At 68.3% G+C, this 13,633-nt stretch carries 16 protein-coding genes, 2 tRNA genes and 1 pseudogene; 15 read left to right on the top strand and 4 right to left on the bottom strand.

From position 1 onward, the window contains the following. Positions 1 to 88: 88 nt before the first annotated feature. On the bottom strand, positions 89 to 457 hold the full coding sequence (locus JJ683_RS03480; RefSeq protein WP_200171282.1) for a hypothetical protein: 369 nt from the start codon (positions 455 to 457) through the stop codon (positions 89 to 91). A gap of 298 nt (positions 458 to 755) precedes the next feature. Between JJ683_RS03480 and JJ683_RS03475 the strand changes: the two genes are divergently transcribed. The 6 genes from JJ683_RS03475 to JJ683_RS03450 all read left to right on the top strand — a co-directional run bounded on the left by JJ683_RS03475 (position 756) and on the right by JJ683_RS03450 (position 6,786). Then, on the top strand, positions 756 to 1,259 hold the full coding sequence (locus tag JJ683_RS03475; RefSeq protein WP_200171280.1) for a MaoC family dehydratase: 504 nt from the start codon (positions 756 to 758) through the stop codon (positions 1,257 to 1,259). Between the two features lie 187 nt (positions 1,260 to 1,446). Then, positions 1,447 to 2,319: an alpha/beta fold hydrolase gene (locus JJ683_RS03470; RefSeq protein WP_200171277.1), complete on the top strand. Its 873-nt coding sequence runs from the start codon at positions 1,447 to 1,449 to the stop codon at positions 2,317 to 2,319. Positions 2,320 to 2,805: 486 nt separating this feature from the next. Further along, complete coding sequence (gene gyrA / locus JJ683_RS03465; RefSeq protein ID WP_200171276.1) at positions 2,806 to 5,322, top strand: DNA gyrase subunit A; 2,517 nt, start codon at positions 2,806 to 2,808, stop codon at positions 5,320 to 5,322. After that, the gene (locus JJ683_RS19585; protein ID WP_307810664.1) at positions 5,323 to 6,396 is read left to right on the top strand and encodes a DUF3566 domain-containing protein; all 1,074 of its coding nucleotides are present in this window, start codon (positions 5,323 to 5,325) and stop codon (positions 6,394 to 6,396) included. 87 nt (positions 6,397 to 6,483) lie between these two features. Then, positions 6,484 to 6,557 (top strand) — tRNA-Ile (locus JJ683_RS03455). A gap of 156 nt (positions 6,558 to 6,713) precedes the next feature. Continuing rightward, positions 6,714 to 6,786, top strand: a tRNA-Ala gene (locus JJ683_RS03450). Between the two features lie 242 nt (positions 6,787 to 7,028). Here the strand turns inward: JJ683_RS03450 and JJ683_RS03445 are convergent. Continuing rightward, a complete protein-coding gene (locus tag JJ683_RS03445; RefSeq protein WP_200171274.1) occupies positions 7,029 to 7,655 on the bottom strand; it encodes a SagB/ThcOx family dehydrogenase in 627 nt (208 codons plus the stop codon). An 84-nt stretch (positions 7,656 to 7,739) separates the two neighbouring features. Beyond that, positions 7,740 to 8,114: a hypothetical protein gene (locus JJ683_RS03440; RefSeq protein WP_200171272.1), complete on the bottom strand. Its 375-nt coding sequence runs from the start codon at positions 8,112 to 8,114 to the stop codon at positions 7,740 to 7,742. A 168-nt stretch (positions 8,115 to 8,282) separates the two neighbouring features. On the opposite strand from JJ683_RS03440, the gene JJ683_RS03435 reads away from it, so the two are divergent. Continuing rightward, positions 8,283 to 9,128 carry an SDR family NAD(P)-dependent oxidoreductase gene (locus JJ683_RS03435; protein WP_200171271.1) on the top strand — a complete coding sequence of 282 codons (846 nt, stop codon included), beginning with the start codon at positions 8,283 to 8,285 and terminating at the stop codon, positions 9,126 to 9,128. A gap of 21 nt (positions 9,129 to 9,149) precedes the next feature. Here JJ683_RS03435 and JJ683_RS03430 read toward each other — a convergent pair whose 3' ends face one another. Next, entirely contained in the window at positions 9,150 to 9,845 is a 696-nt protein-coding gene (locus JJ683_RS03430) for a helix-turn-helix transcriptional regulator (protein WP_242474370.1), read from the bottom strand. A 113-nt stretch (positions 9,846 to 9,958) separates the two neighbouring features. On the opposite strand from JJ683_RS03430, the gene folE reads away from it, so the two are divergent. The 8 genes and pseudogenes from folE to JJ683_RS03390 form a co-directional block, all read left to right on the top strand. Further along, the gene (gene folE, locus JJ683_RS03425) at positions 9,959 to 10,594 is read left to right on the top strand and encodes a GTP cyclohydrolase I FolE (RefSeq protein ID WP_200171270.1); all 636 of its coding nucleotides are present in this window, start codon (positions 9,959 to 9,961) and stop codon (positions 10,592 to 10,594) included. Between the two features lie 33 nt (positions 10,595 to 10,627). Then, positions 10,628 to 11,155 carry a DUF2231 domain-containing protein gene (locus JJ683_RS03420; protein WP_200171269.1) on the top strand — a complete coding sequence of 176 codons (528 nt, stop codon included), beginning with the start codon at positions 10,628 to 10,630 and terminating at the stop codon, positions 11,153 to 11,155. Between the two features lie 82 nt (positions 11,156 to 11,237). Then, positions 11,238 to 11,645, top strand: a complete 408-nt coding sequence (locus JJ683_RS03415; protein WP_200171268.1) for a hypothetical protein — start codon at positions 11,238 to 11,240, stop codon at positions 11,643 to 11,645. Between the two features lie 68 nt (positions 11,646 to 11,713). After that, on the top strand, positions 11,714 to 12,001 hold the full coding sequence (locus tag JJ683_RS03410; protein WP_307810663.1) for a type II toxin-antitoxin system ParD family antitoxin: 288 nt from the start codon (positions 11,714 to 11,716) through the stop codon (positions 11,999 to 12,001). Continuing rightward, positions 12,001 to 12,360, top strand: a complete 360-nt coding sequence (locus JJ683_RS03405) for a type II toxin-antitoxin system RelE/ParE family toxin (RefSeq protein ID WP_200171266.1) — start codon at positions 12,001 to 12,003, stop codon at positions 12,358 to 12,360. The genes JJ683_RS03410 and JJ683_RS03405 overlap by 1 nt, the downstream gene beginning before the upstream one ends. 184 nt (positions 12,361 to 12,544) lie before the next feature. Continuing rightward, on the top strand, positions 12,545 to 12,895 hold the full coding sequence (locus tag JJ683_RS03400; protein WP_200171265.1) for a DMT family transporter: 351 nt from the start codon (positions 12,545 to 12,547) through the stop codon (positions 12,893 to 12,895). Beyond that, the gene (locus JJ683_RS03395) at positions 12,895 to 13,209 is read left to right on the top strand and encodes a DMT family transporter (protein ID WP_200171264.1); all 315 of its coding nucleotides are present in this window, start codon (positions 12,895 to 12,897) and stop codon (positions 13,207 to 13,209) included. Before JJ683_RS03400 ends, JJ683_RS03395 begins: the two co-directional genes overlap by 1 nt. 227 nt (positions 13,210 to 13,436) lie before the next feature. Then, positions 13,437 to 13,633: pseudogene (locus tag JJ683_RS03390) on the top strand (hypothetical protein); the annotation flags it as partial.

Raw genomic sequence — 13,633 nt, 5'->3', positions numbered from 1 at the left:
TTGCATCCCGGGCCGTGAGACGTCACGTGACGAACGGGCCCCGGACGCCAAATGGCATCCTGGGCCCGTTCATCGGGGAAGCGCTCGATCAGCTGGCGGACCGCGTACTGAGGGAACCAAACAGGTCGAGCGCGCCCAACAGCCCACCGCTGGCCTGATCGAAGGCCAGCGTGTCGACTTTGTCGACGACCGTGACGGTCTGCGTGGGCCCGACTTTACCGTTTGCCTCATTGAAGCAGGCCGAGGCGATGGAGTACTCGCCGGCGGTGAGGTCAGCGACGGTGAGGGTGTCCGAGTCCTCGAGGTCCGTCGCGTTCATGTCCGGCTGGAGCTCCTTGGCGTCGTCGATGACATTGACGCTGTCGTACGTCATTCCGTGCGAGATCATGAGCGTGACGTCGTGGTCGTTGACGCTGCCGAGCTCGCTGAATTCCACGACGTACGCGCGGCACAGCACGCCTGTGCCCTTCCCACCGCTCCTCTGGATCAGCGTGGATCGTGTTCGTCGCGCCGTCCTCGCTCACGTCGGTGGTGACGGTGCCGGTCAGGCCGTCGTAGGGGCCGCCGCCGAGGCTGCCGAGCACGTCGAGGCTGCCCAGCGAACTGCTGCCCAAGGAACCCAGGTCTATGGCTGAGGCGGCACCCGCGCCGGTGATGGCCGGCGGGCGGGTCACCGGGGCGTTCAGTGCCGCGTCCCTGTGCTCACGCGGCACTGCGACCACGCGAAGCAGCGCCTAGCGCATAAGGTGGCAGCCATGACAGACAGCTGGCAAACCTCGTCCATCGGTGCCCACGACTTCACGAATCCCGTCACCGACCGGTGGCTCGAGGACTACGTGGCGGGCGAAGTGTTCGAATACGGGTCGATCACCGTCACCGAGGACGACATCCTCGAGTTCGCGCACCGCTACGACCCGCAGTCGATCCACATCGACGAGGACTCGGCGCGCGAGGGGCCGTTCGGCGGGCTCATCGCGAGCGGGTGGCAGACCGCCTCAGTGTTCATGCGGATGTTCGCGGACAACTTCCTTACCGCTGTGGGCAGCTTGTCGTCGCCGGGCATCGACGAACTGCGCTGGACGGCCCCGGTGCGCCCGGGTGACACGCTACGGATCCGGGTGACGGTGGACGAATCGCGCCGCTCCCGGTCGAAGCCCGACCGGGGGATCATCCGTACCACCGGCGAGATGTTCAACCAGGACGGCGCGATGGTGCTCACCCTGCGTGCGATGAACCTCATCGCTGCGCGCCCCGCGTAACGGTGCGGCGCTGTTTCACGTGAAACCGTTTCACGTGAAACCGTTTCACGTGAAACGTCGCACGGTTCCACGCGGGCCGGCGCCTGACTAGTGAGACTCGCATCACTCCGCCACGGCGCGCGAAGCATAAGGTGGCGAAGCGCGGCCGCAGGGGCTGCGCCGTCGTCTCGCAAGGAGGTTCCACCCGATGGAACGCACACAATTGGTCTCTGCCGTCGACGGCCTGACGCTGCAGGCATATCGTTGGCCGGCGGAAAACCCGAAGGCCACGGTCCAGCTGGCGCACGGGCTCGCTGAACACGCCCAACGTTACGACCGGCTCGCTCGCACCCTCGTCGCCGCAGGTTACGACGTGTGGGCGCACGATCACCGAGGACACGGGGCGTCGATGAACGACGCGGTGCCACACGGCGGCTTCGGTGACGCCGGATGGGGCGGCCTGATCGCGGATGTTATTCAGGTCAGCGGCGTCGTCGCCGGTGCGGTCCCCGGGGTGCCGCACTTCCTCGTCGGCCACTCGATGGGCTCTTTCGCGTCGCAGTTCGTGCTGCTGGATCATTCCACCGACTACGCCGGCGTCGCGCTGAGCGGAACGACGGCGCTGGACATCGCTGCTGCCGCGATGCCGGAACCGGGCTCGGCGGCCGCGGAAAACGCGAACCTCGACGCCTACAACGCCGGCTTCGAGGGCGACACGGGCTACGAGTGGCTCAGCCGCGACGCCGAAGAGGTGGCGAAGTACGTCGCCGATCCGCTGTGCGGGTTCGACGTGCAACCCGACCTGCTGCCGAGCATCTTCGGCGCGAGCGGACCCACCGGCGATCCCGATGTGTTGTCGGGGATCAGCCCGGACGTCGCGATCCTCGTCGTCAGCGGCGAGGACGATCCGCTGGCCGGCAAGGGCTACATGCCGACGACGGTGGCGGACCGCTACCGCAGCGCCGGCGTGAAAGATGTGGAGTTGGAGATCTACCCGGGTGCGCGGCACGAGATCTTCAATGAGACCAACCGCGACGAGGTGACGAAGCGGCTGATGAGCTGGCTCGATGCACGGGCGTGAGCGGCCGCCACCGCGAAGCGGATCGAGCTGTGACACGAGGTTGCGAACGCGGCTCCGGGGGATGTTATGCGGAGAGTGGGTGACGGTCAGGCGGCGGCCCCGGAGATGTCGTGTGCACCGCGGAAAATATTGGGCAACAATGGTTTTCGGGAATGAAATGACGCTTGACTCGGGTGGATGACGGGTCCCGCGGTGGCAAGCACGTAGCGCGGCACCAGTGCGCCGATGCGCACTACCGTCACGGTCACCGGTCCGGTGGTGCGTCCGATCGATCGTGGAAGGGACGGCAGTGCGGCGACCGTCCTACCGGGGAAGTTACGGTTCCGGCGTCCCGCCCGCGTGCATGGACGTTGTGGAAGACGTGCCGCATCGCCCACCACCAGCGTGGACGGGCGCCCGCCTATAGACTTGAACGGTTGCGCCAGGGTCACGCGTGCCGCGGGACGGCACGGCACGACACGACCGGGCTGGACAGAAGAGGAGCCAATGACCGACACCACGCTGCCGCCGGAGGGTTCGCACGACCGGGTCGAGCCGGTGGACATTCAGCAGGAGATGCAGCGCAGCTACATCGACTACGCCATGAGTGTCATCGTCGGGCGCGCGCTGCCCGAGGTACGCGACGGTCTCAAGCCGGTGCACCGCCGCGTGCTCTATGCGATGTACGAGTCCGGCTTCCGGCCCGACCGCAGCTACGTGAAGTCGGCACGCTCCGTCGCCGAGACGATGGGCCACTACCACCCTCACGGCGATTCGGCCATCTACGACACCCTGGTGCGCATGGCCCAGCCGTGGTCGCTGCGGTATCCGCTGGTGGACGGGCAAGGCAACTTCGGCTCCCCGGGCAACGACCCGGCAGCCGCCATGAGGTACACCGAGGCCCGCCTGACCCCGTTGGCGATGGAGATGCTCCGCGAGATCGACGAGGAGACTGTCGACCTCATCCCCAACTACGACGGTAAGACGCAGGAGCCCACGGTCCTGCCCAGCCGGTTTCCGAACCTGCTCGCCAACGGTTCCGGCGGCATCGCGGTGGGTATGGCCACCAACATCCCGCCGCACAACCTGCGAGAGCTGGCCGAGGCGGTGTTCTGGTGCCTCGACACCCCGGAGGCGGACGAGGAGACCACGCTCGCAGCGATGATGGAACGGGTCAAGGGGCCGGACTTCCCGACGTCGGGCCTCATCACCGGTACACAGGGCATCGAGGACGCCTACCGGACGGGCCGCGGCTCGATCAAGATGCGCGGCGTGGTGGAGATCGAGGAGGAGCCCAAGGGCCCCACGATGATCGTCATCACCGAGCTGCCGTACCAGGTGAATCCGGACAACCTGATCAGCTCAATCGCCGAGCAGGTGCGGGATGGCAAAATCGCCGGCATCTCCAAGATCGAGGACCACACCAACGACCGCATCGGCATGCGCATCGTGGTCACCCTCAAGCGTGACGCCGTCGCCCGCGTGGTGCTCAACAACCTGTACAAGCACAGCCAGCTGCAGACGAGCTTCGGGGCCAACATGCTCTCGATCGTCGAGGGCGTGCCGCGCACCCTGCGCCTGGACCAGATGATCCGGCTGTACGTCGCCCACCAGCTCGAGGTCATCGTCCGGCGCACCCGGTATCGCCTGCGCAAGGCCGAGGAGCGCGCCCACATCCTGCGCGGGCTGGTCAAGGCGCTCGACGCGCTCGACGAGGTCATCGCGCTGATCCGCGCATCCCAGACGGTCGACATCGCCCGCGCCGGCCTGATCGAGCTGCTCGACATCGACGAGATCCAGGCCGACGCGATCCTGGCGATGCAGCTGCGCCGCCTGGCCGCTCTCGAGCGGCAGAAGATCGTCGACGACCTGGCGGAGATTGAACGCGAGATCGCCGACCTCAAGGACATCCTCGAGCGGCCGGACCGTCAGCGGCAGATCGTCAAGGACGAGCTGGGCGAGATCGTCGACAAGCACGGTGACGACCGGCGCACCCGGATCGTGCCCGCCGACGGCGATGTGAGCGCCGAGGACCTGATCGCCCGCGAAGACGTGGTGGTCACCATCACTGAGACCGGCTACGCCAAGCGCACCAAGACTGACCTCTACCGCTCGCAGAAGCGCGGCGGCAAGGGCGTGCGCGGGGCCGACCTCAAGCAGGACGACATCGTCGCGCACTTCTTCGTGTGCTCCACGCACGATTGGATCCTGTTCTTCACCACCAAGGGGCGCGTCTACCGGCTCAAGGCGTACGAGCTGCCGGAGACCTCGCGCACCGCGCGCGGTCAGCACGTGGCCAACCTGCTGTCGTTCCAGCCGGAGGAGCGGATCGCGCAGGTCATCCAGATCAAGACCTACGAGGATCAGCCGTACCTGGTGCTTGCCACAAGCGGCGGGCTGGTGAAGAAGTCGCGCCTGAGCGACTTCGACTCCAACCGCAGCGGCGGGCTGGTGGCGATCAACCTCCGCGGCGAGGACGAGGTGGTGGGCGCACGCCTCGTCTCCTCGGAGGACGAGCTGCTGCTGGTGTCCAAGAAGGGCCAGTCCATCCGGTTCTCCGCGGCCGACGACGTGCTGCGCCCCATGGGCCGCGCCACCTCTGGCGTGCAGGGCATGCGGTTCAACGACGACGACGCGCTGCTGTCGATGACCGCGGTCAGCCGCGGCACGTTCCTGCTGGTGGCCACCTCCGGCGGCTACGCCAAGCGCACCGCCATCGAGGACTATTCGACGCAGGGCCGCGGCGGCAAGGGCGTGCTCACCATCCAGCACGATCCCAAGCGCGGCGACCTGGTGGGCGCGCTGATGGTGGATCTCGACGACGAGGTGTATGCGATCACCTCGAGCGGCGGCGTCATCCGCACCCTCGCCAAGCAGGTCCGCAAGGCGGGGCGGCAGACCAAGGGCGTGCGTCTGATGAACCTGGGCGACGGCGACACGCTCCTGGCGATTGCACGCAACGCCGATGAGCCCGAAGATGTTGTGCAGGACGCCACCGGAAACGACGCACCCGAGGAGTCGTAAGTGAGCCCTGACGAGACGCCGGCCTCCCGCCCCGGCTCGGGCGCCAAGCCCGAGCAGCCACGGGCTGCCACGACGGACCCCGGGCAGGGGCAGGATCCGGCGCAGCGGGTTCGCGTCGAGGAGGCCGAGCGCATGCGGGAGCGTGTGCACCAGCGCGAGATGTCTGAGGAGCAGGAAAAGCCCGGACAGGGCGCTGGATCAGCGGATACGGCGTCGGCCGCAGCGGCGAAGAAGGCCACGGGGGTCGGGGTCGGCACGCCCTCGGCGCAGGGGGCGGCGGAGCGGACCGCGACGGAGACGGGAGCTACAGCGCAGCGCGCTGACGCCCCGCGCAAGGGCCGCACGATCGCCTCGGCCAGCGCCAGCGTGCCCAGGCGCGCCGAACAGCAGCCGGCCAAGCGCCCCATCATTTCGGGTACGGCTGCGGCCAAGCTGCTGGGCAGGGAGCCCGGGGAGGCCGGTGGGGGGCCGGCAAGCGGAGGACCGAAGAAGACTACGGCTGCGGCGTCCTCGGGCACCGAGAGCGGTCCGGCGGCGACCACCAAGCCTGGGGGCGGGATCGACGGGCCCACGAGCCACATCGACCGGTCGAGCCTGGCGGCGACGGAGATGCCGGATCTGGGCAAGGTGCGGCATCCCGCGCCGGCGGATACGAAGCTCGAGCCCGAACCGCATCAGCGCACGGCCGTCACCGTCGGCAAGCGGCGGGGGCGCGGCCCCCTGCGCGCCTCCATGCAGCTGCGGTCCATCGACCCCTGGTCGGCCCTCAAGGTGTCGCTGGTGGTCTCGGTGGCGCTGTTTCTGGTGTGGATGGTGGCGGTGGCCATCATCTACGTCGTTCTCGACGGCATGGGCGTGTGGGACCGGCTCAACTCCGGTGTGTCCGACATCATCTCCACTGAAGAGTCGAGCTCGGCGCTAGTCGGGCCCGGGCAGGTCTTCGGCGTGGCGGCGATCCTCGGGATCATCAACATCGTGCTGATGACCGCGCTGAGCACGCTCGGCGCCTTCATCTACAACATGTCCTCCGAGATGGTCGGCGGCGTCGAAGTGACGCTCGCGGACCGGGACTGAAAACGTGGACGACCTGCACCGTCATCGTTCGTCGGCGCCCGATTTGGGATCGGGCGGAGGCGTACGGTAGTGTCGGGATTCGTTCGAGGGCCTATAGCTCAGGCGGTTAGAGCGCTTCGCTGATAACGAAGAGGTCGGAGGTTCAAGTCCTCCTAGGCCCACCCTCGGCGCCGACGAAGGGACACCGGTCGTGCGGTTTCTCCTTCCCGCCGGTGCTGTGGTCGCAGCCGTTGTCGGCTACCTCGTCTTCCTTCGCGATCGGCAGGAAACCTGGCACCGGCTGTAAACTGTGCCGGACCGCAACGCGGCACAACCTCGGGGACTTAGCTCAGTTGGTAGAGCGGTAGCTTTGCAAGCTTCAGGTCAGGGGTTCGATTCCCCTAGTCTCCACAACATCATCGGTTGGACTTTTCTTCGACGGGGTATAACGCTCGCTCCGTTCGGCCATAGGCCACCGTTGACCGTGATCGACGTGATACCGGGATCGCCGTCGTCCTGCGGGCCGGACTCATCTTCGTCCTGTTGGCACGTCTTCTGCTGCGCACTGCACTGCGCATGGTGATGATCGCGAACCTGGCCGCCGCCCTCGCCGTCTCCTCGTCGGGCGCGATGTTGCTCGTGCTGGCGGCGGGTCAGCGTGCGGCGAAGCCGAGAGGCATCAGGCCCAGCACGGACCGGGATCCTTCGACGATAGGCTCGGCAGCCGTGCGCATCGCGTCATCGTCGATACCGCCGAGAAAGACAGTGCCGAGTCCCAGAGCGGCCGCGCAGATATGAATGTTCTCGGCGATCGCGCCGACTTCGATCCAACAATACCGCGAACCACGTGCGGAGCCTTGGGTGTCGAATGCCCTGTCGGCGGCATCGAGGTCTGCCGTCAGCAGGAGCAGCGCCGGGCATTCTGCTGCCCACCCGGCGTCGAGCGTGGCCTGCGCCAGCGCGCGCCGGTGGTCGCCGCGTGCACCGGGGGTCAGAGCATGCTCGGGATTGTCGAAACGGTAGGCGCCTGCCTGCAGGCCGTCGACTTTGCCCACCGCCACGAACACGTCCACCGGGTGGAGCGCGTGCGCAGAGGGGTAGGCGCGGCCGCCGTCGGCACGGTCACCAACGGCGACGGCGAGGAGTCGGGTGAGGAGCTGTACCGGCACGGGGGCATCAGAGAACGACTTGGTCGACGCCCGGGCAGCAAGGAGCGCTCCCGCAGCGTCGAGGCCGGGCGGTTCGTCGCGGCGATGGTTCACCGTGCCGTCCGCGACCATCGGCGGACACCGTCGGGCGCGGCAAGTTTCACGTGAAACCGCCCGATACCGCCGCGCGGACCTGTCTGGCGGGCGCGGCGGCGATCATTCGGCCGGCCCGGCGGACGGCTGACCGCGCCGCGGTCGCCGGATCCGCGTGCACACGGCGTCCGGGTCCGCGGACGACACCAGCAGGCGGGACCACTCCGAGTCCTCAAGCGTGACGACCACCCCGGTGGTCTTGTAGACGGCGACGAAGTCCTTGTGTCCGGCGGATCGCCAGGTGCCCAGCGCGATCACCCGCGGCAAGCCGGTCCCGGGGGCGCGGAATCCGCGCAATTCCCCCCACATGAGGTCGGACGGCTCGACCGATGTCACGCAGCGCAGCGGAACCCGCGGGGAGCGGTGGAAGGCCCCGGCGACTTCGATCGGGGAGAGTCGCACCACCAGGTCCTCGCCTTCCACCGTCAGATGCGCCATACCGCAGTTCTACCACCGGACGGGGCGGCATTCAGGTCTCGTACCCCCGGAGCTCGGGACCGGCACGCCGTGGTGTCCGGTCCGATACTGTCGTGCGCAGTGCGGACGGGAATCCCCGATGTAGACCCACAGCGCCGGGTGTGGTGCCGGCGGAACGGAGAGGCGCGGATGGGAAGCGTAAGCGGCAAGGTCGCGGTGGTCACTGGTGCGGCGTCGGGTATCGGGCGCGAGCTGGCGCTGGAACTGGCGCGGCGGGGCGCGATACTGGCGCTGGCCGACGTGGACGACCGGGGGCTCGCGCAGACAGAGGGGCGGGTGCGGGCCCTCGGCGCCGAGGCGTCCGGCTCACACCTGGACGTGAGCAACCGCGACGACGTCGCCACTTTCGCCGACGACGTGGTCGCCCGGTTCGGCGTGGTGCACCAGATCTATAACAATGCCGGCATCTCCGGAGGCAGCCACTCGATCCTCGACTCCGACTATGCCGTGTTCGACCGCGTCCTCGGCATCAACCTGTGGGGGGTCATCCACGGCACCAAGGCGTTCCTGCCGCACCTCATCGCATCGGGTGACGGCCACGTCATCAACATCTCGAGCCTCAACGGGATCATGGCGCAGCCGGAGCTGGGCCCGTACTGCACGGCGAAGTTCGGCGTCCGTGGCTTCACCGAGACGTTGCGTGCGGAGATGCTCGCCGATCACCGGCCCGTCGCCGTCACCGTGGTGCACCCGGGCGGCGTGAAGACGAACATCGCGTCCGCGGCGCTCGCGCAGGCCGAGGCGCGCGGCGAGGAGCCGACGGACCGCGACCGGGTCCGTGTGCGCACCTACAACGACAAGCTGCTGAAGCTGCCGGCCGACAAGGCCGCGCGCACGATCATCGACGGCGTGGAAGCCGGTCGCGCGCGCGTTCTGGTCGGCAACGACGCCAAGACGCTCGACCTGCTCGTGCGCGCGGCGCCCCGGTTCTACACCGGCCTCATCGCCAAGTACACGGAGAAGATCTTCGGCTGAGGTGACCGGGTGCGGGCGGGATCAGGAAGCCGGGTCGATCCGCACGCAGCAGTAGCCGTCGTGCGGCTCGAGTCGCGCATGGCACCCCTCGCAGCGTGCGCCCTCGATCGCGCCGCCGATGAGATCCAAGTTCATTCCGCAGACCATCGCGGTGTGATCCCGGACCAGGGAGTGGAACGGGCAGTTGGCCAGCACGATCGTCCCGTCCTCGAGCCGCGGCTCGTAGCCGTGCTTGCGGAGCACCGCCATGAGGTCGGCGACGGTCGCGCCCGAACCGGCGCCGATCTCGCGGCCCAACGCGGCCGCGCCGCGTGACAGGCACCTCAGCGCGGAGTCACCTGTGCGCTCAGACTCTGCCACCGCGTCGGCGAGGAGTTTCCCGGCCATTTCGTAGGCACGCGCCGGAATCTGCACGGCGATCTGACGCTGTGCGCGGTGATAGAACTTCGACGGCCGGCCAGCCCCCGGCCCTCTGCGTCCGCCCCGCCGGGCGAAGCTGATCTCCAACAGCCCGACCTCGGCGAGTTTGTCCAGGTGGAATGCCGCCGTCTTGCGCGGAATCCCGAGCGCGTTTGCGGCCTCGTCGCGGCCGATCGGAACCGCGGCATCGCAGATCAGGTCGTACAGATGCCCGCGGGTGGGTTCGTCGAGCGCCGAGACCGCCGCGACGTCTGCAGTCCCGTCGCCGGACCCGCCACGCTTGTGCATGGATTCCATATCCCCAGTGTAAAACCAAGACGGCTTGGTACAACTTCTTCACATCTATCGTCAATAAGTGCAGGTTTTAGAACGTAGGCGGTGACGCGAAGCACCCTTCCGAGCGAGGTCCCATGACGGTTTCATCCCTTGTCGACGTCGGCGTACAGCCGGACGACCCCCGATATGGGCGGCAACTGCGCGCGGCGCGTGTGCGCCCCGCAATCGACGGCGACGCGGCCGGCCGGGCCGTGGCGGACCTGCTGCGTGCCCTGGGCCGCGACCCCGAGGACGAGCATCTGCGTGAGACGCCTCGCCGGGTGGCGGACGCCTACCGGGAACTGCTGACGCCGCGGGAGTTCGACCCCACCACCTTTCCCAACGATTCGGGCTACCACGAGCTGGTGCTGGCGCGCGAAATCCCCATGACCTCGCTGTGCGAGCACCACATGCTGCCGTTCCGCGGGGTGGCGCACGTGGGTTACCTGCCCGGCGGGCGCATCCTCGGGCTGTCCAAGCCGGCCCGCGTCGTCGAGCTGTTCGCCCGCGACCTGCAGGCGCAGGAGCGGTTGACCATGCAGGTAGCCGACTGGCTGGGCGAGAACCTGTCGCCGCGGGGGATCGGCGTCGTCATCGAGGCCGAGCACATGTGCATGTCCATTCGCGGCGTCCACGCCGCCGGCACCCGTACGACCACGTCGGCCATGCGCGGACTGTTGCGTGAGGACGGCGCGGCGCGGCGCGAGTTCCTCGGCCTCATCCGCCATTGAACCCTCGACCGCAATCCGGCACTGGAGTCCGCCATGAGTGAGCAGATCATCCCCACCGAGTACGCGCTGCAGGCGAAGCAGCCGGTCAGCGCGGTACTCACGGGACCGTACGGGCACCCGTTCCACCCGATCCTGGTGACGATCCCCATCGGCACCTGGGCGGCGTCGCTGGTGTTCGACATCGGATCGTTCATCGTCGGCGACCCGGACTTTCTCAACAAGGGCGCAGCCTGGCTTATCGCGGTGGGGGTGCTCGGCGCACTCGCCGCGGCCACGGTCGGCTTCCTCGACCTGCTCGCCATCCCCACCGGGACGAAGGCGTTACGCACCGGGCTCACGCACATGTCGCTGATGCTCGCGGTCACCGTCGGGTTCGCCCTGGACTTCTGGTGGCGCACGGCCTCGGGGCTCGACGGCACGGTGGGCACGGGCCCGCTGGTGCTCACCATCGTCTGCCTGGTCGTGCTCGTGGCCGCCGGCGCTCTGGGCGGAAAGCTCGCCTACCGCTACGGGGTCCGTGTGGTGGACGAGTGCACCCAGGCCGACGGCTTCCGCCGCTGACGCCCGCGCGTAGGGCGCCGCACACACGACTTCGACGCTGCGGCAGCGCCGCCCGCCGAATCCCTACCGAAGGAGCACTGTCATGGAGATCGCCGCACTCGTCCTCTGGATCATCACGGCCATCGGCGGATTCATCCTGTTGGCCAAATGGATCGCCGGCGGCGGCGCGAAGCCCGGCGGCGGCAGCCGCCTGCCCGCGCCGGTCGTGTTCGCCCACTTCCTGCTGGCCGCGGCGGGGCTGGTCCTGTGGATCATCTACGTCGTCATCGATGCCGACGCGTTGGCGTGGGTGTCGTTCGCCCTGTTGGTCGTCATCGCGCTCGCCGGCTTCGCCATGGTGGCGCGCTGGCTCCCCGTTTACCAGGGCACCGCATCCGGCGCCGACGCCGCGCCGGAGAAGGGCTTCCCCGTCGCCGTCGTGGGCCTGCACGGCGTGCTCGCGGTCGCGACGGTGGTCACGGTGCTGCTCTCCGCCCTCGACATCGGCTGACGCGTGCGGGCTGAGCCGATATCGAGGGCGGCCCGCACTGGCATATAACGCCAATGGAGGTGATCCACGTGGCGACGAGGAACGTGGTCCTGACTCAGCACCAGCACGAGTGGGTCGACTCGCTCGTGACGTCCGGGCGGTACCAGAATGCGAGCGAGGTTCTGCGCGAGGGCCTTCGGCTCTTGGAGCGGGAGGAGGCGGAAGAGGCCGCCAGAGTCGCCGTTCTGCGCCGCGCCGCGGAGGAGGGCTGGTCTGATTTGGCGTCGGGACGCTTCGACGACGTCGATGACCGGTCCCTCGACCACTTCCTCGGGCAACTCGGCGTCCGCGCGGCCGGGACGTCATCGCCGGACTGATGCCCGCGTATCGACTCACCCACGCCGCCGAAGACGACATCATCTCGATCCTCGCCTGGTCTCATGAGCGATTCGGCGAGGAGGCGCGCAAGCGCTACGTGGCCCTCATCGTCGCGGCTTTCCGCGATGCTGCCGCCCCCGGTGCCGGAGTCGGGCGGAGGGACCGGCCCGAGCTGGGTGAGGGCGTTTTCTCCCGGCATCTGATGCAGAGCCGCACCCGGTCTCCGGGCGGAACCGTCCACCGTCCGCGTCACTTCCTGATCTGCCGGGAGGACCGCGGGGTGCTCGTCGTCGGTCGGGTTCTGCACGACGCCATGGAATTGCGTCGGCACCTCGATTCCCGGCAGGCGTGGGAGTAGACGTCCACAGCCGAACCTCCGACAGAGCTTCCGCGGACACGCGAAACGTCGGGCACACGTGCCGGCGACTCCGGCAGTGCCCGTATCGTCGGACATGCACCCTGCGCGTCGCCTCGGAGAACGGCCGGTGACCTTCCACGCGGTGTGCGCCCATCGACCGTGCGGACGTGATACAGGAGCGGGTATGTCCAGGTGGCTGATGCTCGTCGGTGCCATCGGGGCCGAGGTGCTCGGCACCATGTCGCTGCGTGCAGCGACCGACCACGCCGCGTGGTACGCACTGGTCGCCGCCGGATATGTCACCGCCTTCGCACTGTTGTCGTGGCTGCTGCGGTCGGGATTGCCGATCGGCGTCGTCTACGGCATCTGGGGTGCAAGCGGCGTCGCCCTCACTGCCATGCTCGCCACCGTGATCTTCGGCGAGACGCTCAGTGCCGCGGCGATCGCCGGCATCGCGTTGATCATCATCGGGGTGGTGCTCGTGGAGACCGGGTCTCCCGGCTCCGACCGCGACGCGACCGAACTGGTGCCCTGATGGCGGGGGTGTGGCTGGCCGCCGCCATCGCCGCCGAACTGTTCGCGACCCTGTCGCTGCGCGCCTCGAGGGGACTGGAGAGGAAGTCGTGGCTGCTGCCCGTGGTGCTCGGCTACGTGCTCGCCTTCGGGTTCCTCGGCGGCGCGCTGGAGGCCGGGATGCCGATCGGCGTGGCCTACGGCATCTGGACGGCCACCGGCATCGCGATGGTGGCCCTCCTGGCCCGGGCGATCTGGGGCGACCCGCTCACGAGGCGCATGCTCGTCGGCATCGGCGTGATCGCCGCGGGCGTCGTGCTCGTCGAGATCGGCTGACGCGGCGGGCGCCCCTCCGCCGAAAAGTGCGTGACAGCACTGTTTGCGCAGGTCGTGACGTGTATCACGAAGAATGTCAGGCGGGTAGGGACGTCGGATACCCCCCGCGGAGGACGCCGCGCACACCGTTATCGTGATACCGACAGGTACAGCAATCTTCGCGCCTGCAGCGCCTGCCGGGCCGCGGGCGTGAAGACCGCAGACGGACGACGCGCAGGGGCCAGATATTGAGTTCGGAATCATTCACCCTGCTCGAGACGTCCGTGCCGCGCCGGCGCATCTGGGGCGTCGTCCTCATCGCGTTGGTCATCGGGTTCGTGGCGGTGACGGTGTTGCAGTACAACAAGGCGTTCTCGACGTATACGAGTATTTATCTGGTCACCGATAGTGCGGGAAATGCCCTGCCTGAGCGTGCGGATGTGAA

The organism is Tomitella cavernea (assembly GCF_016599145.1).
Lineage (GTDB): Bacteria > Actinomycetota > Actinomycetes > Mycobacteriales > Mycobacteriaceae > Tomitella > Tomitella cavernae.
The sequence above is the reverse complement of the archived record's forward strand: the minus strand, read 5'-3'. Positions and strand labels throughout refer to the sequence as shown.

Coding starts and splice junctions, on each gene's coding strand:
- JJ683_RS03475 (WP_200171280.1), top strand. CDS start 756: ATGACAGACAGCTGGCAAACCTCGTCCATCGGTGCCCACGACTTCACG.
- JJ683_RS03470 (WP_200171277.1), top strand. CDS start 1,447: ATGGAACGCACACAATTGGTCTCTGCCGTCGACGGCCTGACGCTGCAG.
- gyrA (WP_200171276.1), top strand. CDS start 2,806: ATGACCGACACCACGCTGCCGCCGGAGGGTTCGCACGACCGGGTCGAG.
- JJ683_RS03445 (WP_200171274.1), bottom strand. CDS start 7,655: ATGGTCGCGGACGGCACGGTGAACCATCGCCGCGACGAACCGCCCGGC.
- JJ683_RS03440 (WP_200171272.1), bottom strand. CDS start 8,114: ATGGCGCATCTGACGGTGGAAGGCGAGGACCTGGTGGTGCGACTCTCC.
- JJ683_RS03435 (WP_200171271.1), top strand. CDS start 8,283: ATGGGAAGCGTAAGCGGCAAGGTCGCGGTGGTCACTGGTGCGGCGTCG.
- JJ683_RS03430 (WP_242474370.1), bottom strand. CDS start 9,845: ATGGAATCCATGCACAAGCGTGGCGGGTCCGGCGACGGGACTGCAGAC.
- folE (WP_200171270.1), top strand. CDS start 9,959: ATGACGGTTTCATCCCTTGTCGACGTCGGCGTACAGCCGGACGACCCC.
- JJ683_RS03420 (WP_200171269.1), top strand. CDS start 10,628: ATGAGTGAGCAGATCATCCCCACCGAGTACGCGCTGCAGGCGAAGCAG.
- JJ683_RS03415 (WP_200171268.1), top strand. CDS start 11,238: ATGGAGATCGCCGCACTCGTCCTCTGGATCATCACGGCCATCGGCGGA.
- JJ683_RS03405 (WP_200171266.1), top strand. CDS start 12,001: ATGCCCGCGTATCGACTCACCCACGCCGCCGAAGACGACATCATCTCG.
- JJ683_RS03400 (WP_200171265.1), top strand. CDS start 12,545: ATGTCCAGGTGGCTGATGCTCGTCGGTGCCATCGGGGCCGAGGTGCTC.
- JJ683_RS03395 (WP_200171264.1), top strand. CDS start 12,895: ATGGCGGGGGTGTGGCTGGCCGCCGCCATCGCCGCCGAACTGTTCGCG.